The 23,246-nt window shown below is 60.5% G+C and carries 19 protein-coding genes and 1 tRNA gene; 8 read left to right on the top strand and 12 right to left on the bottom strand.

The genetic code is table 11. The features are described 5' to 3' along the window. Positions 1-70: 70 nt before the first annotated feature. A complete protein-coding gene (gene cysS / locus Q1A91_RS07260; protein WP_299875011.1) occupies positions 71-1,465 on the bottom strand; it encodes a cysteine--tRNA ligase in 1,395 nt (464 codons plus the stop codon). A 225-nt stretch (positions 1,466-1,690) separates the two neighbouring features. Between cysS and Q1A91_RS07255 the strand changes: the two genes are divergently transcribed. Beyond that, positions 1,691-2,860, top strand: a complete 1,170-nt coding sequence (locus Q1A91_RS07255) for a pyridoxal phosphate-dependent aminotransferase (protein ID WP_299875008.1) — start codon at positions 1,691-1,693, stop codon at positions 2,858-2,860. A 60-nt stretch (positions 2,861-2,920) separates the two neighbouring features. Here the strand turns inward: Q1A91_RS07255 and Q1A91_RS07250 are convergent, their stop codons facing one another. Further along, positions 2,921-3,532 carry an outer membrane beta-barrel protein gene (locus Q1A91_RS07250; RefSeq protein WP_299875005.1) on the bottom strand — a complete coding sequence of 204 codons (612 nt, stop codon included), beginning with the start codon at positions 3,530-3,532 and terminating at the stop codon, positions 2,921-2,923. 457 nt (positions 3,533-3,989) lie between these two features. Here Q1A91_RS07250 and Q1A91_RS07245 point away from each other — a divergent pair, with 457 nt between their 5' ends. Beyond that, positions 3,990-5,528, top strand: a complete 1,539-nt coding sequence (locus Q1A91_RS07245) for a trimethylamine methyltransferase family protein (protein ID WP_299875002.1) — start codon at positions 3,990-3,992, stop codon at positions 5,526-5,528. Positions 5,529-5,828: 300 nt separating this feature from the next. Here Q1A91_RS07245 and Q1A91_RS07240 read toward each other — a convergent pair whose 3' ends face one another. Next, positions 5,829-6,080, bottom strand: a complete 252-nt coding sequence (locus Q1A91_RS07240) for a hypothetical protein (protein ID WP_299874999.1) — start codon at positions 6,078-6,080, stop codon at positions 5,829-5,831. Positions 6,081-6,380: 300 nt separating this feature from the next. Between Q1A91_RS07240 and Q1A91_RS07235 the strand changes: the two genes are divergently transcribed. Beyond that, complete coding sequence (locus tag Q1A91_RS07235; RefSeq protein ID WP_299874996.1) at positions 6,381-6,902, top strand: sigma-70 family RNA polymerase sigma factor; 522 nt, start codon at positions 6,381-6,383, stop codon at positions 6,900-6,902. Between the two features lie 19 nt (positions 6,903-6,921). Here the strand turns inward: Q1A91_RS07235 and Q1A91_RS07230 are convergent, their stop codons facing one another. Together Q1A91_RS07230 and Q1A91_RS07225 are read right to left on the bottom strand one after the other, a co-directional pair. Then, positions 6,922-8,943: a PhoX family phosphatase gene (locus Q1A91_RS07230; protein WP_299874993.1), complete on the bottom strand. Its 2,022-nt coding sequence runs from the start codon at positions 8,941-8,943 to the stop codon at positions 6,922-6,924. Between the two features lie 249 nt (positions 8,944-9,192). Further along, the gene (locus Q1A91_RS07225) at positions 9,193-9,597 is read right to left on the bottom strand and encodes a MerR family transcriptional regulator (RefSeq protein ID WP_299874990.1); all 405 of its coding nucleotides are present in this window, start codon (positions 9,595-9,597) and stop codon (positions 9,193-9,195) included. Here Q1A91_RS07225 and Q1A91_RS07220 point away from each other — a divergent pair, their 5' ends adjacent. Beyond that, a complete protein-coding gene (locus Q1A91_RS07220) occupies positions 9,598-11,091 on the top strand; it encodes an MFS transporter (protein ID WP_299874987.1) in 1,494 nt (497 codons plus the stop codon). A 195-nt stretch (positions 11,092-11,286) separates the two neighbouring features. Next, positions 11,287-11,913: an MSMEG_1061 family FMN-dependent PPOX-type flavoprotein gene (locus Q1A91_RS07215; protein ID WP_299874985.1), complete on the top strand. Its 627-nt coding sequence runs from the start codon at positions 11,287-11,289 to the stop codon at positions 11,911-11,913. A 458-nt stretch (positions 11,914-12,371) separates the two neighbouring features. Here the strand turns inward: Q1A91_RS07215 and Q1A91_RS07210 are convergent, their stop codons facing one another. The 7 genes from Q1A91_RS07210 to pdxH all read right to left on the bottom strand — a co-directional run bounded on the left by Q1A91_RS07210 (position 12,372) and on the right by pdxH (position 21,006). After that, the gene (locus Q1A91_RS07210; RefSeq protein ID WP_299874982.1) at positions 12,372-13,529 is read right to left on the bottom strand and encodes an ATP-binding protein; all 1,158 of its coding nucleotides are present in this window, start codon (positions 13,527-13,529) and stop codon (positions 12,372-12,374) included. 749 nt (positions 13,530-14,278) lie between these two features. Then, on the bottom strand, positions 14,279-14,569 hold the full coding sequence (locus tag Q1A91_RS07205; protein ID WP_299874979.1) for a hypothetical protein: 291 nt from the start codon (positions 14,567-14,569) through the stop codon (positions 14,279-14,281). Positions 14,570-14,582: 13 nt separating this feature from the next. Next, positions 14,583-18,245, bottom strand: coding sequence for a vitamin B12-dependent ribonucleotide reductase (locus tag Q1A91_RS07200; RefSeq protein WP_299874975.1), 3,663 nt, complete (start codon positions 18,243-18,245; stop codon positions 14,583-14,585). Positions 18,246-19,095: 850 nt separating this feature from the next. Further along, positions 19,096-19,172, bottom strand: a tRNA-Pro gene (locus Q1A91_RS07195). 95 nt (positions 19,173-19,267) lie between these two features. Continuing rightward, positions 19,268-19,732, bottom strand: a complete 465-nt coding sequence (locus Q1A91_RS07190; RefSeq protein ID WP_299876145.1) for a DUF192 domain-containing protein — start codon at positions 19,730-19,732, stop codon at positions 19,268-19,270. An 8-nt stretch (positions 19,733-19,740) separates the two neighbouring features. Continuing rightward, positions 19,741-20,304, bottom strand: coding sequence for a cold-shock protein (locus Q1A91_RS07185; RefSeq protein ID WP_367278651.1), 564 nt, complete (start codon positions 20,302-20,304; stop codon positions 19,741-19,743). A 96-nt stretch (positions 20,305-20,400) separates the two neighbouring features. Next, complete coding sequence (gene pdxH, locus Q1A91_RS07180) at positions 20,401-21,006, bottom strand: pyridoxamine 5'-phosphate oxidase (protein WP_299874971.1); 606 nt, start codon at positions 21,004-21,006, stop codon at positions 20,401-20,403. 243 nt (positions 21,007-21,249) lie between these two features. On the opposite strand from pdxH, the gene fabI reads away from it, so the two are divergent. The 3 genes from fabI to gpt are packed head-to-tail and all read left to right on the top strand — an operon-like array spanning position 21,250 to position 23,195. Continuing rightward, positions 21,250-22,056: an enoyl-ACP reductase FabI gene (gene fabI / locus Q1A91_RS07175; RefSeq protein WP_299874968.1), complete on the top strand. Its 807-nt coding sequence runs from the start codon at positions 21,250-21,252 to the stop codon at positions 22,054-22,056. Positions 22,057-22,066: 10 nt separating this feature from the next. Then, positions 22,067-22,669, top strand: a complete 603-nt coding sequence (locus tag Q1A91_RS07170; RefSeq protein WP_299874966.1) for a LysE family translocator — start codon at positions 22,067-22,069, stop codon at positions 22,667-22,669. A gap of 4 nt (positions 22,670-22,673) precedes the next feature. Beyond that, on the top strand, positions 22,674-23,195 hold the full coding sequence (gpt, locus tag Q1A91_RS07165; RefSeq protein ID WP_299874962.1) for a xanthine phosphoribosyltransferase: 522 nt from the start codon (positions 22,674-22,676) through the stop codon (positions 23,193-23,195). Positions 23,196-23,246: the final 51 nt, after the last annotated feature.

The following is a 23,246-nucleotide window of genomic DNA, read 5'->3' as shown; positions in this document are numbered from 1 at the left end:
CCCCACCACGCGCCACCCCACCACGCGTCAACGCACCACGCGCCAACGCACTTAGCCTCAAAAACCCTACTCATCCGACCACATCCAACTTATCTGCATCAAAATCCGGTCCGGCCTTCAACGTGACCCCGTCCTTGCTCATCTGCACTTCCACCCCGGCGGCCAGCAGCATCGCCTTGATGCGGTCAACTGCGGCAAAATCCTTGGTCTCCATCGCAGTGGCACGGGCATCCGACAGGAACCCTTCGTATTCCGTCAGATCAAAACCCTTGGCCACGGCCCAATCCGGGATCTGGTCGCCTAGCAATCCCGTGATCCCAAGCGCCGCCCGCAGCCCGCTCACATCGTTCTCTGCCGACATCGCATGGCAAGCGGTCAGAACGCCGTGGGTGTTCAAGTCATCCCCCAGCAATCCCAGCACGGTGCCGGAAACCGGCCCGGTCTCCGCGCCAGCCACCTGCTCGTACCACTTCCGCAAGGTCTTCTCCGCCTCACCCCGCTTCTTCTCCGTCCAATCCATCGGCTTGCGGTAATGCGTGGACAAAAACACAAACCGGATCACCTCCCCCGGCACGCCCTGATCCAGCAAGTCCCGCACGGTAAAGAAATTGCCCAGCGACTTGGACATCTTCTTGCCCTCGACCTGCAACATCTCGTTGTGCATCCAGACGTTGGCAAAATCATGCCCTGCGCAGACCGACTGCGCGATCTCGTTCTCATGGTGCGGGAAGGTCAGATCGTTGCCACCGCCGTGAATGTCAAACCGGGAGCCCAACAGCGCCTCCGCCATGGCCGAGCATTCGATATGCCACCCCGGACGCCCCCGGCCCCAAGGCGAGTCCCATCCGGGTGTGTCCGCATCCGAGGGCTTCCACATCACGAAATCCATCGGGTCTTCCTTGTAAGGCGCGACCTCAACCCGTGCACCTGCGATCATGTCATCCACAGACCGCCCCGACAGCGCGCCATAGGCCTCGTAGGACCGCACGCGGAACAACACATGCCCCTCCGCCTCATAAGCGTGCCCCTTGGCGATCAGATCTTCGATCATCGCCACCATCGGCGCGATATAGGCGGTGGCGCGGGGCATCGCGCGCTCATGATCGCCCCCGCGGATCGAAGGCTGCAAGGCCCCCACCGCGCCCATGTCCTCCAGAAACCAGCGCGTGGTCTCCTGGGTGATCTCGCCAATCTCCCGCCCGCTTTCGGCGGCGCGCGCGTTGATCTTGTCATCCACATCCGTGATATTGCGCACATAGGTCACGTGCTCCGCGCCATAAACCTCCCGCAGCAGCCGGTACAAGACGTCAAACACAATCACAGGCCGCGCGTTGCCGATATGGGCGCGGTCATAGACCGTCGGGCCACAGACATACATCCGTACATCATCCTCCGAAATCGGGGTGAAAACCTCCTTCTTCCGGGTCTTGGTATTGTACAGCTTGATCGTCAGATCACGGGTCATGGCGGCGTCCTTACGCAATTAGGGCGCGGGCATGCTACAGGTTCAAAAAATCAGATGGACATGAACAGCCGCCCGCGAGGAATATCTCAGCAGGTAATCTTGCAACAGATAATTGTGGTCAGCTTGGTCATGCGCCGTGCCTAACCGCCGGGGGGCATTGGGTCAAGGACAATTGACGAATCAAACCACCTCTGCGCCCCTGCGCCAAAGACGAAGGGGCATCTCATGCAGGCATCAAATCGCATCAGTAACATCCTTGGCGGCGGGTCCGACGGCTGGGACGTGTTCAACCGCGCGCGCGCGATGATCGCGGACGGGGTTGCCGTGACCGAACTCACCATTGGCGAGCATGACATCCGCACTGCCGCCCCCATCCTGCAAGACATGCACCGTGCGGCGCTGTCCGGGCATACTGGCTACGCCTCCATCCCCGGCACGCCCGCCTTGCGCGACGCGATTGCAGCCCGTGTCACCGCGCGCACCGGCGTGCCCACCACCCGCGACAACGTGATGATCACACCGGGCGGGCAATCGGCGCTTTATGCGGCGCATTTCGCCACGCTCAATCCCGGTGACCGCGCGCTCTATATCGATCCCTTCTATGCCACCTACCCCGGTACCCTGCGCGGGGTCAGCGCGGACCCTGTGGCGATCCCGGCCCACCCCGAACAGGCGTTCCAACCCAATGCCGCTGACATCGCGGCCCAGGCGGCTGGTGCCAAAACCCTGCTGATCAACTCCCCCAACAACCCCACCGGCGTGGTCTACTCCCGCGCCACGCTGGACGGGATCGCGCAGGTCTGCAAGGATCACGATCTCTGGCTGATCTCGGATGAGGTCTACGACACGCAGGTGTGGGAGGGGGCGCATATCTCTCCCCGTGCGCTGCCGGGGATGGAGGGGCGTACCCTCGTGGTGGGCTCCATGTCCAAATCCCACGCCATGACCGGGTCGCGCATCGGCTGGGTCCTGGGCCCGGTGGATATGGTGGACCATCTGATCAACCTCGCCACCCATACCACCTACGGTGTGCCGGGTTTCATTCAGGACGCCGCGCGCTTTGCCCTCGATCAGGGCACCGCGTTTGAAGATGACATCGCCGCCCCCTTCCGCCGCCGCCGCGCCATCGCGCAAAAGGTGCTGGCAGGGCAGAATGCGGTGGCTTTGGTGCCTGCACAGGGGGCAATGTACCTGATGCTGGACGTGCGCAGCACCGGGATGAGCGGCGAAGGCTTTGCCAATGCGCTGCTCGACGCCGAACAGATCGCAGTGATGCCGGGCGAAAGCTTCGGTGCCGCCGCCGCAGGCCATATCCGGGTGGCGATGACAGTGGAGGATACGCGGTTTGAACAGGCCCTGCGCGCCCTGTGCACCTTTGCGGAACGCCAGACCTGACAAAAAAGAAGCCGAGGCACTGGGGGGTGCCTCGGCTTTGCAGCTTCAAGTTCCGGGGGGTCAGAACCGCAAGGAGCCGCGAATGGTCAGGGTTGTCGCATCAAGATCCAGACCCGGCACACCGCCGACGTCGTCAAACCTGTGCTCCAGCAGCTCCGCACCAATGCTGTAGCCATTGTTCATCCGGTAGGTTGCCCCGATGCCGAAGAACGGCGCGCTTTCATCCCCGACAGAGGTGTCAGCGAAGGCATATCCGACGGTGCCGTAAACCAGCGTGTTGCCAAGATCGTAACCGCCCTTGACCTTCAGACGCCCCACAGTGTCCGCTGTGGCTGCCCCCCCGTTCAGGCTGATGCTGGTCTGGTCAAAGTCGACCTCGCCACCCAGAACGAAATCGCCAAAGTCATGGTCGTAACCGGAGTGGAAACCAAAAATCTCGTTGTCGCCGCTCAGGCCGCCGCCATCTATCTCGCCGTAGCCCAGCTGCAAACCGACATAAAAGCCCGTCCAGCTTTGTGAATCGTATGCCTGAACCGGGGGGGGTGCGCTGACCACTGGCGCTTCTGCCGGCTGTCCGACGCTTCCCGCCAGCGCTGCGGAGGCAAATGTTGTTGCGGCCAGAAGGCCCGCCGCCATTCCTGTAACGCGGCGTGGTGTGGTGCCAAAAGTCATTTCTTGCTCCATTCCTTGTGAGACGTGCCGTTACACGTGCTGATCGCTCACGCGCGCGCCTGCGCGCAAACGGGTTTTCATCTGCTCACTGCTACACATGGGTGCATGTTCCCCCGTGATCAATTCACAGCATCCCGATCAGCGATTTTTTGCGCTCATTTGACCCGGTTTTGAGCCAAAATCCGCCCGTTCAGGTAGTATTTCCCGGATGCTGCATCTTTTTCAGGCATTTGCTGCACCTGCACGGGTCGCAAACAGGTCGACGCGTCGCAAACGGAAAAGCCGGGGTCTGGGGATTTTTGTCTGCTGAAACAGTCAGGAGGCCAGATGAAGGCAGACCGCTGCATCGTCATACGGGTTGAGCGTACCATCGGTGCGCCGCGGGGCCGTGCAGCGCGGGGGGCGCCGGAAGAGGCGCGCGTCACCCTTCCCTGATTTCCAAAAATGGACACCCGATATGACTGAACTTTCCCCCATGCGCAGCGGCGGCCGTGCGGCCCGCCGTGCCGCCCGCGCCAAAGCCCTGCCCGATCATCTGCGCCCCATCCGCCCCGGCATGGAAGGCGGCACCTACAAGCCGCTCTCTGACGCGGATGTGCAGGCCATTCACACCGCCGCCCTTGATGCGTTGGAGACCATTGGTCTGGCAGACGCGCCGCCCTCGGGTGTTGCGTATCTGACTGGCGCAGGTGCGATTGAGGGGGAGGATGGCCGCATCCGTTTCCCCCGCGCGCTGGTCGAAGACATGCTGACCCGCGCCAACCGCGAAGTGGTCTTTCCCGCCCGCGATCCCGCCCATGATCTGCACCTTTCAGGCACCCGTGTGCACTACGGCACTGCGGGGGCTGCGGTGAACATGGTCGAACCGGACGGCCGCACCTACCGGCACAGCACCTTGCAGGACCTGCACGATGCCGCGCGCATCTGCGACCGGCTCGATAATATCCACTTCGTGCAGCGCCCCATGGTGGCCCGCGATGTGACCGACAACCTGGAACTGGACCTCAATACGATCTACGCCTGCTGTTCGGGCACCACCAAGCAGATTGGCGCGTCGTTCACCGATCCTGCCTACGTGCCCGAAGCGCTGGAAATGCTGCACATGATCGCAGGCGGTGAAGCGGCGTGGCGCGAACGCCCGTTTGTCTCCAACTCCAACTGTTTCGTGGTCCCGCCGATGAAATTCGCGACCGAAAGCTGCGAAGTGATGGAGGCCTGTATCAAAGGCGGCATGCCGATCCTGCTGCTCTCTGCCGGTATGGCCGGGGCCACAGCTCCCTCGACCGTGGCAGGCGCGATTGTGCAGGCGGTGGCGGAATGCCTTGCGGGGCTGGTCTATGTGAACGCCGTGTCCCCCGGCCACCCGGCGGTCTTTGGCACCTGGCCTTTCGGTCTGGACCTGCGCACCGGCGCGATGACAGGCGGATCGGGCGAACAGGCGCTGCTGACGGCAGGCTGTTCGCAGATGCACAAGTTCTACGGCCTGCCGGGCGGCGCTGCTGCCGGCATCGCCGACAGCAAACTGCCGGACATGCAGGCCGGATGGGAACAGATGTGCTCCAACGTGATGGCGGGGCTGTCGGGGCTGAACATGGTCTATGAAGCCGCAGGCATGCACGCCTCCCTGTTGGGCTTCTGCCACGAATCCCTGATCCTGGGGGATGACATCATCGGCCAGGCCCTGCGCTGCGTCCGTGGCATCGAAGTGACCGAGGAAACCCTGGCACTCGACCAGATGCGCCAGGTCTGCATGGGGGGGCCGGGACATTACCTTGGCACCGAACAGACGCTGGCCCGGATGGAGCAGGACCACGTCTACCCCACCTACGGCAACCGCAACTCTCCCAAGGAGTGGGAGGAAAACGGCAAACCCGACCTGATCGAAACCGCCCGCGCCCGCAAGGAAACCATCCTGTCCGAACCTTCCCGCGCCGCCTTCGACCCAGCCCTCGATGCCGCCCTGCGCGCCCGCTTCAACATCCACCTCAAACGGTAAACAACCGCTCTTCCAGGCTGCCACCCCGCCGTGGCAGTCTGCCTCCCCTCTCCCCTCACCACGCCCCCCCTCATCTTTTCTCCATAAATATCCCGGAGGTCCGGAGGCAGAGCCTCCGAAATGCGCCGTCCGCACACCGCAGACCACCGCACGAGATAAAGCGCCCCCCCAACGCAACCCTCTCCAATCCCCAACCCCCCAACCCGAAAAGGCCCGACAGAAACTGTCGGACCTCTCCGTCCAAGCGGCATTCAGGGGCTGCATACGGGGGGTTCGTGCCCCTGCCCGCTCCTTGTCTGATCAGCCCTCGGAGGCCGCTGGCATCAGCCCGGCTTCCTGAGCCGCTTCGACCTCGCCATCATCCAGCCCACCATCGGCGTTCAGATCCATGGCTGAGAACTGCTCGGCTGTGACGTCAGGGAAAACCGCCTGAACTTCAGCCACGCTCAGCAGACCGTCGCCATTTGCATCCACTTCCGCCGCCGTCATCGCAAGTGCGAGGCTGGGCGCCAGAAAGAGGGTCAGTGCGGCCGTCTTGGTAAGATACGTCATTGGATACTCCTTTAGAGGTTCTTGGTCTTGGTTGCTCGAAGGCTTTTGCTGCCTTCACAGGGATAGATGCGCCAAACCGGCTTTGCGTCCGGCCCGACCGACCCGCGCGCGGAGGCCTGCCGACGCCGCCCCTCGGGGTGAGCAAAGGGTTGCCCAAAAAGGGGGGCCGCCCGGCATCGGCGGAAATTCTCGGGGTGGTTGTGGCATAACAGAGGGGCCATCTATGGCGTCCGGGACAGGGCCGATACCCGCTCCTGCGCATTCCCGAACGCCAATCGCCTGCAACCCATGAGGCACCCGATGACAGAACCACGAACGCCCCCCGCCCCGATAACGCCCCCCGACCTGATCGACACCCTGATGCCCCGCCTCGTGGCGCGGGCGCGCCGCTTGACCGGCAACCCGGAAGAAGCCGAAGACCTCGCGCAGGAAACCGCTTTGCGCCTGCTGCAACTGCAAAAGGATGAGGCCGATATCGACGCCCCCGACCGGTATGCAATGGTAATGCTGCACAACCTTGTGCGTGCCCGCTGGCGCAGACAGCGCCCGACCGAGGAATTGAGCGAGGGGCTCTTGCAAACACCCCCCGCAGCGCCCGCCCGCCTTGCCTGCGCCGAATTGCGCAGCGCCATCGCCCGCCTGCCGCGCAATCAGGCCCGGCTGATGGTGCTGGTCATGCAGGGCGAAAGCAGCCCGCAGGCGCTGGCCGAACGGCTGCGCCTGCCCCCCGGCACGGTGATGTCACGTCTGGCCCGCGCCCGTGCCGCTCTGCGCCGCGACATGGGGCTCACGCGCAAAGCCTCGGTGGTGGAGCTGATGTAGACCCGGCGCCCGGCCCTCCTCAGACCGCAATCACACCGCCATCCGCCTTGGTCACCACAACCACGGAAGGACGTGGCGGCATCTTGGGATCGAAATCCGGCCAGCGGGTTGCGGGATCCTCAAAGGTCGACTCCCGCTCGAACCCCGCGAAGTCCTTGGTCCCATCGGTGCCCGGATGCTGTACCGCCAGGAACAGCGTCTTGCTCTCATCCGCAAAATACGGCCCGCAGAGCTCCCCACCGACAGGGCAGCGGAAGAACAGCTTGGAATGCCCGCGCAGATCGCCTTCCGTCTCCAGCGCATAAAGCCCGTCAGACTTGCCCGTCCGGCCCCAGTTGCGGCCCTGATCGGTTGAAATCCACAACCGGCCCGCGCTGTCAAAAGCGCAATTGTCCGGCGACCCGAACCAGCCGTTCTCCGACGTCTCCGGGTTCCACATCGCGCCGACCTCTTCGATCCCGGGATCGCCACACAGCACAAGGATCGACCATGTGCCTCGGGTGGCCGAATGGTTGCCGCCGTCCTCGCGGATCTCGATGATGTGGCCAAAACGGCTTTTGGCGCGCGGGTTGGCGGCATCGACCTGCTCAGGCGCCCGGCGTGAGTTGTTGGTCAGCATCAGATAGGCGGTGCCATTCGGGCCGGGCTGCGCGTCTTCGGGGCGGTCCATCGGCGTGGCCCCCAGGGCATCCGCCGCAAGGCGTGTGTCGATGGCAATATCTGCCTGGCTGTCAAAACCGTTCTGCGCCGTCAGCGGCCCCTGCCCGTGCACCAGCGGCAACCACACCACCGTGCCATCCGCATCGAAACGCGCCACATAGAGCGTGCCGTCCGACAGCAACGCGGACCCGAAATGGCTGTTCTCCTCCGTCACCGGATCGGCCGAGACCCATTTGTACTGATAATCAAACCGGTTGTCGTCGCCCGAATAGATCACCAGACGGCCATCGGCGGCAATGGTCGTCTCTGCCCCCTCATGGCGGAAGCGGCCCAGCGCGGTGTGTTTGATCGGCATGGCGTCGGGGTTCAGCGGGTCCACTTCCACGATATAGCCAAAGCGGTTGGGTTCATTGGGTTCCTTGTCGATGTTGAACCGGTCATGGAACTGGCCCCAGGCATACCAGCGCCCCGGCACGCCATAACGTTCCATCTGCGCGGCCTCTTGCTGGAGACTGAGATCCGGCTTGCCGTCCGCATCCACCACATCGGTCCAGAAATACCCGTGGAAGTTCTCCTCGGCCATCAGATAGGTGCCCCAGGGCGTCATGCCCCCTGCGCAGTTGTTGATGGTGCCCAACACGGTCATGCCTGCGGGATCCGCACTTGTGCGCATCCGCGGGTGTCCTGCGGCGGGGCCATCAAAGGTCATCGGCGTATTGGCCGTGATGCGGCGGTTGGCCGGGTTGTCGCGGTTCAGCGCCCATGCGCCATCATCGCCCTTCACGATCTCGAAGACCGACCCGCCATGGGCGGCCATCTCGATGTCCACGATCTCGCGGGTCATCCCTTCGAACCCGGCGCGGTCCTGACGGCCCAGACCGGGGAACATCACCTCTTCATTGGTGTATTCGTGGTTCACACAGAGCATCCCGCGCCCCGGTGCCACTTCGGCAAAGCCCACGTAGTCATTGTTGTAGCCAAACTGCTGGGCCTGTGCCTCCGGCGTCTGGTTCATCACATCGAAATCAGGCGCATCCGCCGTGATCGGATCCCCCCAGCGCACCAGTATGTCCGCGTTGTAGCCCTCCGCGATGTGGTGGGTGACGTCATTGCCCCATTGCAACTCATCAAACACATACCGGCTCTGCCGCCCTGCCGCTGCGGCCTGCTTCGGCGCAGTCAGCGCTGTGGCACCAAACAGGGACGCCGTCGCCGCCACGCCCAGTGATCCGCGCAGGAAATCCCGCCGGCCATACCGCTCCTGAATGACATCCCCGATGGTATTGCCCAGATGCGGGTTTGTGGGAATGTCGTCAAAGGCTTCAAAGGCCTCGGCCTTGTTGCCGTAGTCCTGACTGTCGATGATGTCCTTGCGGTCCATGCTGGGCTCCCTCTGTGTGACAGGTGATTACCAGACAGGCGATAGCGCTCCAACATGACTGTGGTGCAAAAGCGGTTTGAAGCTTTTGTGACAGCGCGCTGTTGCGGTGCTGGAGGGGGCAAGCTGTGGAGCGTTGCGGGTCTTCGATGCAGAGCGGAGGTTCCAGACGCGCGAGGTAAGGGGTTTGATGTGCGGACGAAGTTGTCATTGGCCTTCAAGCTTCCAACGGCAACTTTGGGATTTGCCAGTTCATGCCTTCCAAATTCTTGTTGCGACTTTCAACAACTTCTTGAAACGAGAGCATTCGAAGTGATCTTGGTGCGGACAGTCCGCGACATGGCGCAGCATCTTCGCGAGGTTGACCAGCCGCTCAGCTTGCTCTTCCAACATGCCTGCCTTATCGACCAGCGCGTCGCGCGGTAATACTGTCGTCCCGGGTCGGCGTAGAACGGAGCCGATCTCATCAAGCGAGAAGCCTGCGGATTTGGCCAGGTTGATGAGCGCCAGTTCTTGAAGGACTGTTGGCTCATACTGACGGCGTAGCCCGTTGCGGGCGACGGCTTCGATCAGCTTCCTTTTCTCATAATAGCGGAGGCCGGAGGGGCTTATGCCAGACCGGTCTGACACCTCGGCAATATCCAAGAGTGCTGTCATATGATACCTCTTGACTTAAACTTGACTTCAAGTTTTAGGGTGACTGCTCCGAATTTGCAATGGAGCGTTCAATTGACCAATGCCTCTCTATCTACCGACCCGAAAAGAACGCTAGCGGTGCTGTCGGGGCCTGGCCTCTCGATCATGCTTGCAGCTTATGGAGTAAGTTCTGCTGCCGTCACGTTACCGGACGTATCGTTCGCCTTTGGTGGCCAGAGCCCTAACCCGGCACTTGTTGTCTCAATGTACATCCTTGCCGTCACAGCCCTTATCGTGCCGGTGGGGCGCGCAGGCGACCTCTATGGCAAGCGCAGTGTGCTGGCTTCGGGCTTGTGCCTCTTTTCTCTTGGCGCAGTTCTTGCGTTCCTCGCGCCAACGCTGACGGCTTTGATCGCCAGCAGATTTGTCCAAGGCGCAGGTGCAGCGGCCATGATGGCGATGCCTTTGGCGATGGTGCGCGATCTGGTGTCTTCTGGCGAGATCGGGCGTTGGATGGGCGTGCTAGGAACCATGTCAGCCATTGGAACGGCTTCAGGCCCTGCGATTGGGGCTGCTGCTGCGGCCGCTTTCGGCTGGCGTTCGGTGTATCTCCTGCAAGTCCCTTTTGCTCTGGCAACACTCGTGCTTTGCCTCCTTTGGATTCGAGGCAGCGCAGGACAGGCGGAGAAAGGCTCGGTTGATCTTCCTGGAGCGGGTGCATTGGCCGCTTTCCTCACTGCCCTAACGTTCCTCATGTCTGAATTGGTCAATGGGTTCGACGTCACAGATGGTTTGCTCGCAGCCCTGGCGATTGGCGCATTGATGGCGCTTTATGTGATCGAGACCCGCAGTTTTTCACCCATCATCCCTCTTGATCTCCTACGCTCCAGCCGTTTGCGCATAAGCCTTGCGATGAACGTTATCGTTTCACTCGTTATGATGGGCATGTTGGTGGTTGGACCTTTTTTCCTCATGGATGGACTTGGACTAACGACCGCGCAAATGGGCCTGGCGATGTCTGTCGGCCCCATATCGTCGGCGCTGAGCGGCATTCCTGCGGGGCGGTTCACAGAGAAAGTGGGGACAGGCTACGCGGTGACGGCAGGCGCGTCTGCAATGGCCTTTGCATGCGCTGCCATGGCGACGCTGCCTTATCTGCTCGGCCTTGGCGGATTTATTCTGGCCTTCATTTTGCTGGCACCCAGCTACCAGGTTTTCTTAGCCGCGCTCAACACCTCGGTGATGGAGCGTGCGTCAGAACAGGATCGGGGCGTAACGTCGGGCATCCTCAATCTCAGCCGCAACTTTGGCTTTATCCTCGGGGCCGGATCAGTCAGCGCAGTATTTTGGTCTCTGGCTTACTTTGAGTCTGGCATCGAAGGCCGGACACCCATAGTGAGCTTTGCCATGGCGGGAACCTTTGCGATGTGCAGTCTGCTGATACTTTGTGTCGTTTTGCTTTCAGTTCTTTCGCACCGAAACAACGTCACGCGACAGGGAACCGGACATTCATAAGCAGCGCAGCATTTGGTAAAGTAGGCTCAAACCTGCCCCCCGACAGTTTCAGTCGGCCTCAAGCGCCCCTTATGCTGCCACCGACGCCTGCTGTGCGGACGAAGTGAGCTTTCGCTGCGGCTGCGCCAATGGCGGCTTTGAGAAAATTGGCGCATCGGCTACGCTTCGCTTTTCGATTGATCGGAGAGCATTGTGTTGGAAGTTGATGAACAGATTGAAAGTACGGAACGGCTGAGAGAACTCCTTCCAACAGAGGGGTTCACCAACACTTTTCTCAAGGTAAGTGATCGGCTGAATGATACTGCACGGAGTTTCATCGGACTTGCGCCATTTGTTGTCGTTGCAACCAAAGCGTCCGGTGGTCTGATTGATGTTTCGCCCAAAGGTGACCCTGCCGGGTTCGTAGAGGTCTACGACGACAAGACACTCATTATTCCAGACAGGCTCGGCAACCACCGAGTCGATGGTTTTCAAAATCTATTGGAAGACCCGAACATCGCTATTCTCTTTGTTGTACCGGGTCACGGCGATACGCTGCGTGTCGCGGGCAAGGCTCGCATTGTTCGAGATGCCGCGATCAGCAAACGGCATGCGATTGACGGCAGGGAACCGTTGCTAGCGCTTGTTATAGAGGTCGAAGAAGCCTTCATGCACTGCTCGAAGTCGTTCATTCGGTCCCGGCTGTGGCACCCTGATCACTGGCCCGAACGGAAGTCTGCCCCAACCCTTGCTGAATGGGTAATTTCGACTGTTGACAGAAAGCAGACACTAAAAGAAGTCGAAGACGATCACACTACAGATGAGGGCACACGGCTCTACTGATTTGCCAAAAGCCGTCATTCGCTACATCGCAGAAATCTGGTAGGTTTGGGCTCAAACCGGACTTGCGGCAGCGCGGCGCACCGAAAACCTGTCTAGGTGACGGCTCTGTGCGGACGAACCGGGCGTTCGCCGATCAGAACCGAATCGCCGCTTGTCTCTGAACCCCATCAAAAGGATAGCAGCCTCGACCTGGACCAGATGCTGCCCGCCCGGCGGACGAAACGTTTCTGTGGAAAACGGTGAACTAACCGGTGCCGCTCGCGAGCATTGCGGCCTATCGTTCTAGGTATTCGATCATCAAAGGCTTGTTGCAGTCGTCTTTCACGGCGGCGAACTGACGGGCCCGTTCCCGATGAACCCGCCGACGAGGCTAGAGCGTTCTATCAACCGTTTACACAGGCGTTGGTCGATTGCATTGTCATCAATCATCATGATTGAGCCAATGGCAGGTTTCCCAGTCATGCGCCGCGCCCCGGAAATGAAACCGTAAAGGTCGTGCCTTTGCCAAGTTCAGAGGCAACCTGAATATCGCCGCCATGGTTCAGCGCAACGCGGCGGCAAAGCGTCAAACCCAGCCCCGCGCCAGCAACCTCGTCGGAGCGGTGCAACCGCTTGAACATCTCAAAAATGCGGGTCTGATGTGCTGCTGCGATCCCAAGGCCATTGTCTTGTACCGAGAAGCTGACCGTTGTCGGGTCCCTGCTCTTGACACGCGATACGGTCACATTGGGCGGGCGTGAAGGGTCACGGTATTTAAGGGCATTCTCGATCAAATTCTGTTGCAGGACCCGTAGTTGAGTGGCGTTGCCTGACATGATCGGCAGGTCGTCATCTATGGTGATTTCGGCTCCCGTCTCAGCCATGAGAGACCCGAGCAAGTCACGAACGCCCATTGCTGTATCATAAAGCGATACAAGCTCCCAAACGGGTTCTTCTCCGATCAACTGCGTAAAGGCCAGCATGTCATCGACCAAGCGGCGCATTTGATCGGCCGTGCCTTGCGCCAAGTCCAGCAAATCGCGCTGATCCTCTGACATGCCGCCCTCGTCTGCGGCCGCGATTTCTTTCAAAAGCATGTCCATCGTGTTGGAGGGCGATTTCAGGTCATGCGAGATGCTGTAAGCAAAGCTGCGCAGCTCGTCATTTGCCGCTGCGGTTTCACGCAACGCGACGTTTGCTTGTTCTTCGGCACGTTTGGCGGCTGTGATGTCGTTATGCGCGCCCAACATGCGGATAGGCTTTCCCGTTTCGTCACGAATAGCGATACCGCGACACCGCACCCAAACTGTTGATCCATCCGCATGACGATACCGCACAACCTGATCGTACCGGTGATCAGGATCGGCGCAGTGCTTTTCAAAATTCTCAAGCGCGAACTTGAGGTCTTCTTGGAAAATGATGTCCTGCCATTCAGCCGGATCGTGGCGTTTCGTCGCCGGATCAATGCCGAATAACGTCCACATCTCCGGGCTCATCCATTCTTTGTCAGGTTGCTCAAGATCCCAATACCAAACACCATCGAGAGACCCCTGCCGGACAAACCGCCAGGTCTCAGGATTTTTCTGAAACAACGCGTCAAGCTCGGCTTCAAGGTAATGCTGGGGTGCATCCGCCAAGATGTAACTCCTTTGCTTGCGCCAAAATCAGGGAACCCCACCAAGAAGCAGAGCATAAGAGCGCACTAACATGAGGATGTTGACATTCGTTGAATCTCCGCATCGCAAACGTACCGAAACCGTGCCATCCAGCCGCGTGCCTTGCTCCTGAGCTTTGCACTTGCCGGATGAAGCGGAAAGCGTGGCATTTGTCGACCAATCAGACTTCAATAACAGCTCGGTTCGCCAAAGCAGTCATACATGCAAACCGCAGCATTGGTCGCCAAGGGTCCCTCTCAACGCCTTCGCCGCATCTCGCGCGAAGGCCTGTTTCCCATCTTGGGTCAGCCTCAGACGCAAAGGTCACATGCGCCTGACGTCCCACACCACCGCACGCCCCGTTAACCCGGCTTCGGCGTCCCGAGCGGTGTACAGGTTGTGTACAGCATGTGTACGCATGGTGCCCCGTGAAAACCACGTGAAAACAATCCGTTAACCCGCTCCACCCCAATTCCGCCGCCACTCCCGGTTTCTGCACCTGCAAACCACCCCGCGCGCAACACCAAATCGCCGCAGGAAGGCCTCCCGCAACCCATCTCCAAAAGAAGAAAGGGAGAGCCGAAGCCCTCCCGTAGTCTCGCCGTTCAGGCTCAATATGTTAACCGCTCGATGTTTTATTGCCTGCGGCCTGAACGTCGTCAGGGGGCGAGCGCACCCGCCCCATGTAATCCAGAGAGCGTTGCCGCTCCCCTATATCTCTTGCAGCCCCCTCAGGACGGCTCCGGCACCGGGCCGGAGGTCACGAACTCGACCCGGAAGGACTGCTTGTAGGCCTTGCGCATCATGATCGCGAAGGTGTCGCCGTTCTGGGTGTGGACATGGGCCGCCCCGTTGACGCTTTCGATGGCGGCAAAGACCTCCTCGGAGAGCTTCGCCTCCCCCGCGCCGGAGCGTTTGCCCTCTGGCGTGCGGGTCACCTCGATCGTCACCGTCATCGGATCGGATGTCTGGTCCCCCACCTTGATCTGTGCGTTCTCAAAGACGCGTGTTTCCTCGGCCATGGTACTATCCTTCTCAGCTGCACCCGGAGGTGCCGCCGCATGTGTTGCATTTCATACAGGTCCCGTTGCGGACCAGGGTGAAGTTACCACATTCACCGCAAGCCTCGCCCTCGTATCCCTGCATCTTGGCCTTGGTGCGGGCATCCAGACTGGTCGTGCTGGCCGCGATTGCTGTGCCAGATGCGCCGGATGCCATTGCCACGGCCACAGGTGCATTTGCCACGTCCGCAACCGCGCCTGCAAGGCTTGATACCGGATCAATCTGACCGCCCTGCAACACAACCAACTCCTGTGGCAGGCGGTTGCGCAGGTAGCCGGTGGAGCTGATCTGCTTGAGGACTTCCAGCGATCTGGTCGCCGCCGTCTCAGAGAGTTCGCTCAGGTTGGCGACGCTTTCCTCTTCCTCGCCCTTGCCCAGATCATCGAATGTAGCCCCTTCGGGCTTCACATGCGCCAGATCCGTGCGGTCAAGGTAAGACACTGCCAACTCACGGAAAATATAGTCCAGGATGGAGGTCGCATTGCGGATCGTCTCGTTGCCCTGCACCATGCCCGCGGGCTCGAACTTGGTGAAGGTGAAAGCGTCCACGAACTCCTCCAGCGGCACGCCGTATTGCAGGCCCACCGACACCGCGATGGCGAAGTTGTTCATCATCGCCCGGAAGCCAGCGCCTTCCTTGTGCATGTCGATGAAGATCTCACCCAGCTTGCCATCCTCGTATTCGCCGGTGCGCAGATAGACCTTGTGGCCGCCCACGATGGCTTTCTGGGTATAGCCCTTGCGGCGCTGTGGCATCTTCTCCCGGTTGGAGCGGACGATTTCCTTGACGATCACCTTCTCGACGATTTTCTCCGCCAGAACAGTGGCTTTCTCCTGAATGGAGCCGCTTTCCAGCACCTCTGCCGCCTCGTCATCATCCTCAACCAGCGCTGCCGCCAGAGGCTGGCTCAGCTTGGAGCCGTCGCGGTAAAGCGCGTTGGCCTTGATGCCCAGGGACCAGCTCAGCTCATAGGCGCTCTGGCAATCCTCGATGGTGGCATCGTTGGGCATGTTGATCGTCTTGGAGATCGCACCGGAGATGAAAGACTGTGCCGCCGCCATCATGGTGATGTGGCTGTTCACGCCGAGGAACCGCTTGCCCTTCTTGCCGCAGGGGTTGGCGCAATCGAAGATGCTGTAATGCTCTTCTTTCAGGTGCGGCGCCCCTTCCAGCGTCATCGTGCCGCAAACATGGTCGTTGGCCGCGTCGATGTCCGCACGGGAGAAACCCAGCGATTTCAACAGGTCAAACGTCGGATCGTTCAGCTTCTCAGCGGGGATGCCCAGCACCTGCGTGCAGAACTCTTCGCCCAGCGTCCACTGGTTGAACACAAACCGGATGTCAAAGGCCTGCGCCAATGCCGCATCCACCTTGGCCAGTTCATTGGGGCCAAACCCGTGGCCCATCAGCGTGGTGTGGTTGATCCCCGGCGCGTTGCCGATGGTGCCATGACCCACCGCGTAGCTGACGATTTCCTCGATCTGGGCAGAGCTGTAGCCCTGCTTTTCCAATGCCGCTGGTACGGATTGGTTGATGATCTTGAAATAGCCGCCCCCGGCCAGTTTCTTGAATTTCACCAGCGCGAAGTCAGGCTCGATGCCGGTGGTGTCGCAATCCATCACCAGACCGATGGTGCCGGTGGGCGCGATCACGGTGGTCTGTGCGTTGCGGTAGCCGTGCTTTTCACCCAGCGTCAAGGCCTCATCCCAGCAGGACGTGGCCACATCGACCAGACCCGGCTGCGGGCAGTTGCCGTGATCCAGCGGCACGGGCTTGACGCTCAGCTTCTCATAGCCCTGCGCTTCACCGTAAGCGGCGTTGCGGTGGTTGCGGATGACCCGCAGCATGTGGTCGCTGTTGCGCTTGTAGCCGGGGAATGGCCCCAACTCGCCCGCCATCTCGGCAGACGTCGCATAGGCCACACCGGTCATGATCGCTGTAAGCGAACCGCAGAGCGCACGGCCCTCGTCACTGTCATAGGAATACCCCATGTTCATCAGCAGCCCGCCAATGTTGGCATAGCCCAGACCCAGCGTGCGGAAGTCGTAAGACCGCTGCGCGATTTCCTTGGAGGGGAACTGCGCCATCGTCACAGAGATTTCCAGCGTCACGGTCCACAGGCGGGAGGCGTGCATGTAGTCTTCCACGTTGAACACGCCGTCCTCAAGGAAGGTCAGCAGGTTCATGGATGCCAGGTTACACGCCGTGTCGTCGAGGAACATGTACTCGGAACAAGGGTTTGAGCCGCGAATGGCGCCATCTTCGGGGCACGTATGCCAATCGTTAACCGTATCGTGGTATTGAATGCCCGGATCGGCACAGGCCCAAGCCGCGTGGCCCACCTGCGCCCACAGATCGCGCGCCCGGATGGTCTTGGACACTTTGCCGGTGACCCGGTCGATCAATTCCCAATCGGCGTCTTTTTCGACGGCCGTCAAGAAACCATTGGTCACGCGGATGGAGTTGTTGGAGTTCTGACCAGAGACAGAATTATAGGCCTCCGAATCCCAATCGGTGTCGTATGTGGGGAACTCAATGCTGGTGTGGCCCTGCTTGGCGTAATCCAGCACGCGCTTGACGTATGTCTCAGGGATCGCAACCTTCTTGGCCGACCGGATCGCGGCTTTCAGCTGCTCGTTCTTCGCCGGGTCATAGGCATCCTCTGCCGTGCCGTCCCAGCCTTTGATGGCCGCGAAAATCAGGTTCAGCTTCTCTTCGTGCATCTTGGAGCCGGCGACGATGCTCGCCACTTTCTGCTCTTCCAGCACCTTCCAGTTGATGAAGTCTTCGATATCCGGGTGATCGGCATCGACAATCACCATCTTTGCCGCCCGGCGCGTGGTGCCGCCGGATTTGATCGCACCCGCTGCGCGGTCGCCGATCTTCAGGAAACCCATCAATCCAGAGGATTTACCGCCACCCGACAGCTTCTCCCCTTCGCCGCGCAGGGAGGAGAAGTTGGTGCCCGTGCCGGAGCCATATTTGAACAGACGCGCTTCGCGCACCCACAGATCCATGATGCCGCCATCGCCCACCAGATCGTCCGCCACGGACTGGATGAAGCAGGCGTGTGGCTGTGGATGCTCATAGGAGGATTTGGAACGGGTAAGCTTGCCGGTTTTGAAGTCCACATAATAGTGACCCTGCGCAGGCCCGTCGATGCCGTAGGCCCAGTGCAGGCCGGTGTTGAACCACTGCGGCGAATTCGGTGCCGCCCGCTGGGAGGCCAGCATGTGGCGCATTTCGTCAAAGTACGCGCGCGCATCGTCCTCATCGGAGAAATAGCCGCCCTTCCAGCCCCAATAGGCCCAGGCCCCTGCCAGACGGTCAAACACCTGCTTGGAAGACGTCTCGCCCCCCATTTCCGCGCCCTCTGCCGCAACGGAGCGCCACAGGAACTCCGGCACGCCCTTTTCCTTCACGCGCTTCAGTTTGGACGGCACGCCCGCCTTGCGGAAGTATTTCTGCGCGATTACGTCGCTTGCCACCTGGCTCCAGCTGGAGGGGACTTCGACGTCATCCAGTTTGAACACGATCGACCCGTCCGGGTTCCGGATTTCCGACACTGTCGTAATGAAATCCAGATCTGCATATGCGTCCTGACCCGGTGTGGTAAATCTGCGTTCAATTTTCATGGCACGTGCCTCATGTCCAAGTTGTCATTGTCGGGCACCGCGTCATTGCGCGGTCTCCGGTTGCTCACCATGGGTCAGAAAACGCTTTTCGGCCCGCGCACGTCGCGCAGTGTCCTGAACGTGGGTTCAAGTCGCCTGTTTTGTCCATCCCTGCCCCAGACCAGCCGCCATCCAGTTTCGTCTAGATGTTGTGGCCTCGTCTTTGGTTTGCACAATCTGGCGTATTCACCCCTACTGGGTCAACGTCATTATTTTGATTTTTCGTCAATCTTGCAGTTGACCCGCGACCGGTTTCTTGCGCGCGTCAAGTTTCGCGTGATTCAGTCACCGCCCGTCCCCAGAGTTGCACACAGGGATGCGGCTGACGTCGGGTGAATTTTATCAAGGCAAAGAGGGGATTTAGCAAATCCACGCCTGCTGGATTAACCTTTCATTAACATTTTGGACCGCGCCAAAAAGCCGGTCAGATCTTTTTTGCCCCCCTTGCAGAATTTGAGCAAAGCACCGCCGTCCGGCCGGCAAAATCGTGGCAATATTATCGCATGACGCGATCAGGCCGCCACTAGATACAGCTCAAACCCGCGACAGATCGGCGCTCAACCACAAGATATAGGGATGGACGGGGGTTTGAGAGGAATCGGTCAACATCCCTCCCTGAGCGCGCCTCAAAGACCTCACCGACCCGCGCGCGATGGGTGGTACAGACAAAAACCCTGCGCCCCACATGCCCCAAGGATCGCAGCCGCCGGGGACCGACGCGCCCCGCTTGCCTCTGGAAACCTGCGGCCCAGTGTTATCCACAGGAAAAGCCACAAGGGCCCGCACCGCAAAACAGATGATATTTGAAAAGTGGTCGGAGCGAGAGGATTCGAACCTCCGACCCCCTGTACCCAAAACAGGTGCGCTACCAGGCTGCGCCACGCTCCGACACGGGCCTCTTTAGCGAGGGATGCGAGGATTGAAAAGCCCCAGAATGAACGGAATGTGCAAAGTCCCTGCATCAAGCAGGACCATCCGCGTTTTCAACCCGTACAGGGCCAGGCCGCAGTGCCTGCCGCAAACGCCGGATGCCGCATCTGGCTGCCGGGCACCAGCCCCAAGCGCCGCGACAACCCGCCGTTGATCTCCAATACGGCCAGAATGTCATCCCCGCCAAAGATCGGCGTCTCATCCAGCGGTTTGGCGTCATGGTGGATATGTTGCACCACCCCCTGCGCATCAAGAAACAGCATATCCAGCGAAATCAACGTATTGCGCATCCAGAAGGACGCCGCGCGCGGGGTGTCGTAGATAAACAGCATGCCCGCTGAGGTTGCCATGCTCTGCCGGTGCATCAGCCCCTGCATCTGCTCTTCGGGATCGTCGGCAATCTCCACGGTGAAACGCGCCTTGCCCCAGTCACCGCGCAGTTCCACCACGTCTTCGCGGCACGCCGCCCATGCTGCACCGGGTCCCATGGCGCAGATCAGCACAAGGGCCCGCAGCATCGATCTCATCAGCTGTTGTCGTCGCCAGTCAGGACCGTTTCCCACGCCTGCACCTCAGCCGCCATGGAGCCACGCTTGCCCTCAATGACCCGCATCGCCAATGCTTCGCCCGGTTGCAGGTCCGACAGCCCCGATTGGCGCAGCACCTCGATATGCAGGAACACATCCTCTGGCTTGCCAAAGACATTGGCAAAACCGAAGCCCTTGGATTTGTCGAACCATTTGACCCGTGCAGGTTCAAGCGGTGCGGCCAGCACCTGTTCGGCATCCATGCCCACGATATCGGCAAGGGCCGCGGCCTGTGACCCTTCGGGCGGCTGGATGGCCGTGACAGAGGTGGCCTGAACCCCGCGGTCCGTGCGCTGCGCCATCAGGTCAATCCGCGCGCCATCCGCAACAGAGCTTTGGCCGAAATTCCGCAACACGTTCACATGCAGCAAGATATCGGGCCCGCCTTCATCGGCGACCACAAATCCGAACCCTTTGACCGGGTCAAACCATTTGACCACACCGGTGACCGCATGTGCGTCATCGGTGTCATCGTCAAATGCGTTGTTGTCGTTCTCTGCCACTTTGGTCCTTTTGTCTTCTTGTCTTGCCGAACTCTGCACCGTTTCTCAACGTGGCACAGCCCGGTTCGTATTTCTTACACGCTCAAACCGATCCGGTCACGGATTCAGCCGCGTGATCTCCCACTTGTCCGCGACTGTTGCCCGCCGCCACTGAAAGCGGTCATGCAGGCGGGCCGCGCCGTCTGCCCAGAATTCAAGCTCCAGCGGTGTCAGCCGAAACCCACCCCAGAATGGCGGCCTTGGCGGGTTGGTGCCAAATTCCACACCACGCTGTGCCACTTCGTACATGAGGGCTGCACGACTTTCCAGCGGCTGTGACTGCCGCGATGCCCAGGCCCCCAGCCGGCTTTTGAGCCCCCGCGACGCATAGTAGGCATCCGCCTGCGGTCCGTCCTCGCGCGTGATCAATCCGCGTGCCCGCACCTGCCGCCGCAGGGATTTCCAGTGCATCACAAAGGCGGCTTTGCCCGCATGGTCCATTTCCTGCGCCTTGGCGCTGGTGTAGTTGGTATAGAAGACAAATGCATCCGCCTCCACTTCCCTCAGCAGGACAACACGGGCATTGGGCATACCGCTCTCGTCCACCGTCGCAAGGGCGATGGCATCGGGATCGTTCAACTCGCTCTTGGACGCCTCATCCATCCATCGCCGCGCGATCACGAAGGGATCGTCGCCTGAAAAAGGTTCAGCGCGCTGTGCCATCTTTGCTGTCCGTCTCGGCCGTAAATCGTTTCAGGTGTAAAAATCACTTCACCCCTAGCGCTATCGCACTTTTTCGCGACCAACAACCAAAACCGTACACAGCTGTGTACGACGCGCCCGCAGAGGTGCAGCGGGTTTTCGTGGTCAAAATCAACGATTCAACCCTGCCGCGTCCCTCTCTTGATGGCGCCCCCACAATGGCATAGACCACGGGGAGTTTTTCGAGATGGCAAGGGCAGTGGAATGGCAAATAACCTGATGCAGGGCAAACGCGGGCTGATCATGGGCCTGGCCAATGACAAATCCATCGCCTGGGGCGTTGCAAAGTCTTTGGCGGACGCAGGCGCAGAGCTGGCATTCTCCTATCAGGGCGAGGCATTGAAAAAGCGGGTTGATCCACTGGCAGCACAGCTTGGCAGTGACATCGTGCTGCCCTGTGATGTGGGCGATGAAGCCTCGATGGATGCGCTTTTTGACGGGCTGCGCGACCGCTGGGACAGCCTTGACTTTGTCGTGCATGCGATTGGATTTTCTGACAAGAATGAATTGCGCGGGCGGTATGTCGACACCAGCCGGGGCAACTTCGCGATGTCGATGGACATCTCTGTCTATTCCTTCACCGCGATCCTGCAACGGGCGGAAAAGATGATGTCCCCCGGCGCCAGTGCGCTGACGCTGACCTACTACGGCGCTGAAAAAGTGATGCCGCATTACAATGTCATGGGGGTGGCCAAAGCCGCGCTGGAGGCCAGCGTGAAATATCTGGCCGAGGATCTGGGCAAGGACGGCATCCGCGTCAACGCAATCAGCGCAGGGCCGATCAAGACACTTGCCGCTTCCGGCATCGGCGATTTCCGCTACATCATGAAGTGGAACGAATACAATTCCCCCCTTCGCCGCAACGTCACCACCGAAGATGTGGGCAAGGCTGCGCTGTTTTTGCTGTCCGATCTGGGCTCCGGCACCACCGGTGAGAACCTGCACGTGGATGCCGGTTATCATGTCGTGGGCATGAAAGCGGTGGACGCGCCGGATATGGCAAAAGGGTGAGCATGGCCTGATGGATGCGCAAAGCCTGATCGCCTTCAATCTGGTCCTGCTGGCTGCCCTCGCCAGCCCCGGTGCCGCGATGCTTTATGTCATCAAGACCACCGTGACCTCGGGACGTCTGGCGGGCATCCTCACCGGTTTCGGGCTCGGCACGGCCGCTGCCTGCTGGACCCTGGCGGCTTTTCTGGGGCTGGAAAGCCTGTTCACACTCTTTCCCTGGGCCTATACGGCGCTCAAGATCGGCGGTGCCCTCTATCTGATCTGGATCGCCATACAGACGTGGCGCCATGCCCATGACACACCCTCCGATGCCCCTGTCCTGAAAGCGCGCAGCTTCGCGGCCGGGCTGTTGGTGAACTTCGGCAATCCCAAATCCATGTTGTTTGCCGCAGCGGTCATCCTTGTAGTCTTCCCTGCGCCCCTGCACCCCGCAGAGATCGGCATTGTGGTGGCCAACCATATGGTGCTGGAGTGGCTGTTCTACACCCTCTTTGCCACCCTGCTCAGCATGCCCGCCGCGCGCCGCGGGTACCTGCGCCTCAAACCCGTCTTCGACCGCATCGCCGCCACCTTGCTGGGCGGTTTCGGCCTCAAGCTCATGATCGAAAGGTAAGCCCATGTCCGACCAAAGACTGCCCCATGAGAAAGGCTTTCACATCAGCTGGGACCAGATCCACCGCGACAGCCGCGCGCTGGCCTGGCGGCTGGATGGCAAAGGCCCCGACGCAGGCGCATGGCGCGCGGTCGTGGCCATCACCCGCGGCGGCATGGCGCCCGCAATGATCGTCGCGCGCGAGCTGGACATCCGCACGGTCGATACCATCTCGGTCGTGTCCTACCATTCGGGCGGCGGCAAGGCCGACCAGCGCCGGGAAGCCAAGGTGCTGAAATCCCCCAACACCGAGATGATGGGCGATGGCACCGGCATCCTGATCGTCGATGACCTTGTCGACAGCGGCAAGACCCTCGAACTGGTGCGCGATCTCTACCCGCAGGCCCATTTCGCCACCGTCTACGCCAAACCCGAAGGCGAGCCGCAGGTCGATACCTTCATCACCGGCGTCAGCCAGGACACATGGATATTCTTCCCCTGGGACATGGCCCTGCAATACGTAGAGCCGTACCGCGGGAAGGACTGATCCGCCAAAAAAGTCTTAAGCCTCTGGCAGGGTTTTTGGAACCATTTGGAA

This window comes from uncultured Sulfitobacter sp. (assembly GCF_947500075.1).
Classification (GTDB): Bacteria; Pseudomonadota; Alphaproteobacteria; order Rhodobacterales; family Rhodobacteraceae; genus Sulfitobacter.
This window is presented reverse-complemented; position numbering and strand designations above follow the sequence as displayed.

Bases quoted from the DNA above. Each gene is read 5' to 3' on its own strand.
- Q1A91_RS07190 (WP_299876145.1), bottom strand. From the start codon at position 19,732: ATGCTGCGGGCCCTTGTGCTGATCTGCGCCATGGGACCCGGTGCAGCA.
- Q1A91_RS07200 (WP_299874975.1), bottom strand. From the start codon at position 18,245: ATGAAAATTGAACGCAGATTTACCACACCGGGTCAGGACGCATATGCA.
- fabI (WP_299874968.1), top strand. From the start codon at position 21,250: ATGGCAAATAACCTGATGCAGGGCAAACGCGGGCTGATCATGGGCCTG.
- Q1A91_RS07245 (WP_299875002.1), top strand. From the start codon at position 3,990: ATGACTGAACTTTCCCCCATGCGCAGCGGCGGCCGTGCGGCCCGCCGT.
- Q1A91_RS07220 (WP_299874987.1), top strand. From the start codon at position 9,598: ATGATACCTCTTGACTTAAACTTGACTTCAAGTTTTAGGGTGACTGCT.
- Q1A91_RS07230 (WP_299874993.1), bottom strand. From the start codon at position 8,943: ATGGACCGCAAGGACATCATCGACAGTCAGGACTACGGCAACAAGGCC.
- gpt (WP_299874962.1), top strand. From the start codon at position 22,674: ATGTCCGACCAAAGACTGCCCCATGAGAAAGGCTTTCACATCAGCTGG.
- Q1A91_RS07255 (WP_299875008.1), top strand. From the start codon at position 1,691: ATGCAGGCATCAAATCGCATCAGTAACATCCTTGGCGGCGGGTCCGAC.
- Q1A91_RS07235 (WP_299874996.1), top strand. From the start codon at position 6,381: ATGACAGAACCACGAACGCCCCCCGCCCCGATAACGCCCCCCGACCTG.
- Q1A91_RS07225 (WP_299874990.1), bottom strand. From the start codon at position 9,597: ATGACAGCACTCTTGGATATTGCCGAGGTGTCAGACCGGTCTGGCATA.
- Q1A91_RS07240 (WP_299874999.1), bottom strand. From the start codon at position 6,080: ATGACGTATCTTACCAAGACGGCCGCACTGACCCTCTTTCTGGCGCCC.
- Q1A91_RS07250 (WP_299875005.1), bottom strand. From the start codon at position 3,532: ATGACTTTTGGCACCACACCACGCCGCGTTACAGGAATGGCGGCGGGC.
- Q1A91_RS07170 (WP_299874966.1), top strand. From the start codon at position 22,067: ATGGATGCGCAAAGCCTGATCGCCTTCAATCTGGTCCTGCTGGCTGCC.
- Q1A91_RS07205 (WP_299874979.1), bottom strand. From the start codon at position 14,569: ATGGCCGAGGAAACACGCGTCTTTGAGAACGCACAGATCAAGGTGGGG.
- pdxH (WP_299874971.1), bottom strand. From the start codon at position 21,006: ATGGCACAGCGCGCTGAACCTTTTTCAGGCGACGATCCCTTCGTGATC.
- cysS (WP_299875011.1), bottom strand. From the start codon at position 1,465: ATGACCCGTGATCTGACGATCAAGCTGTACAATACCAAGACCCGGAAG.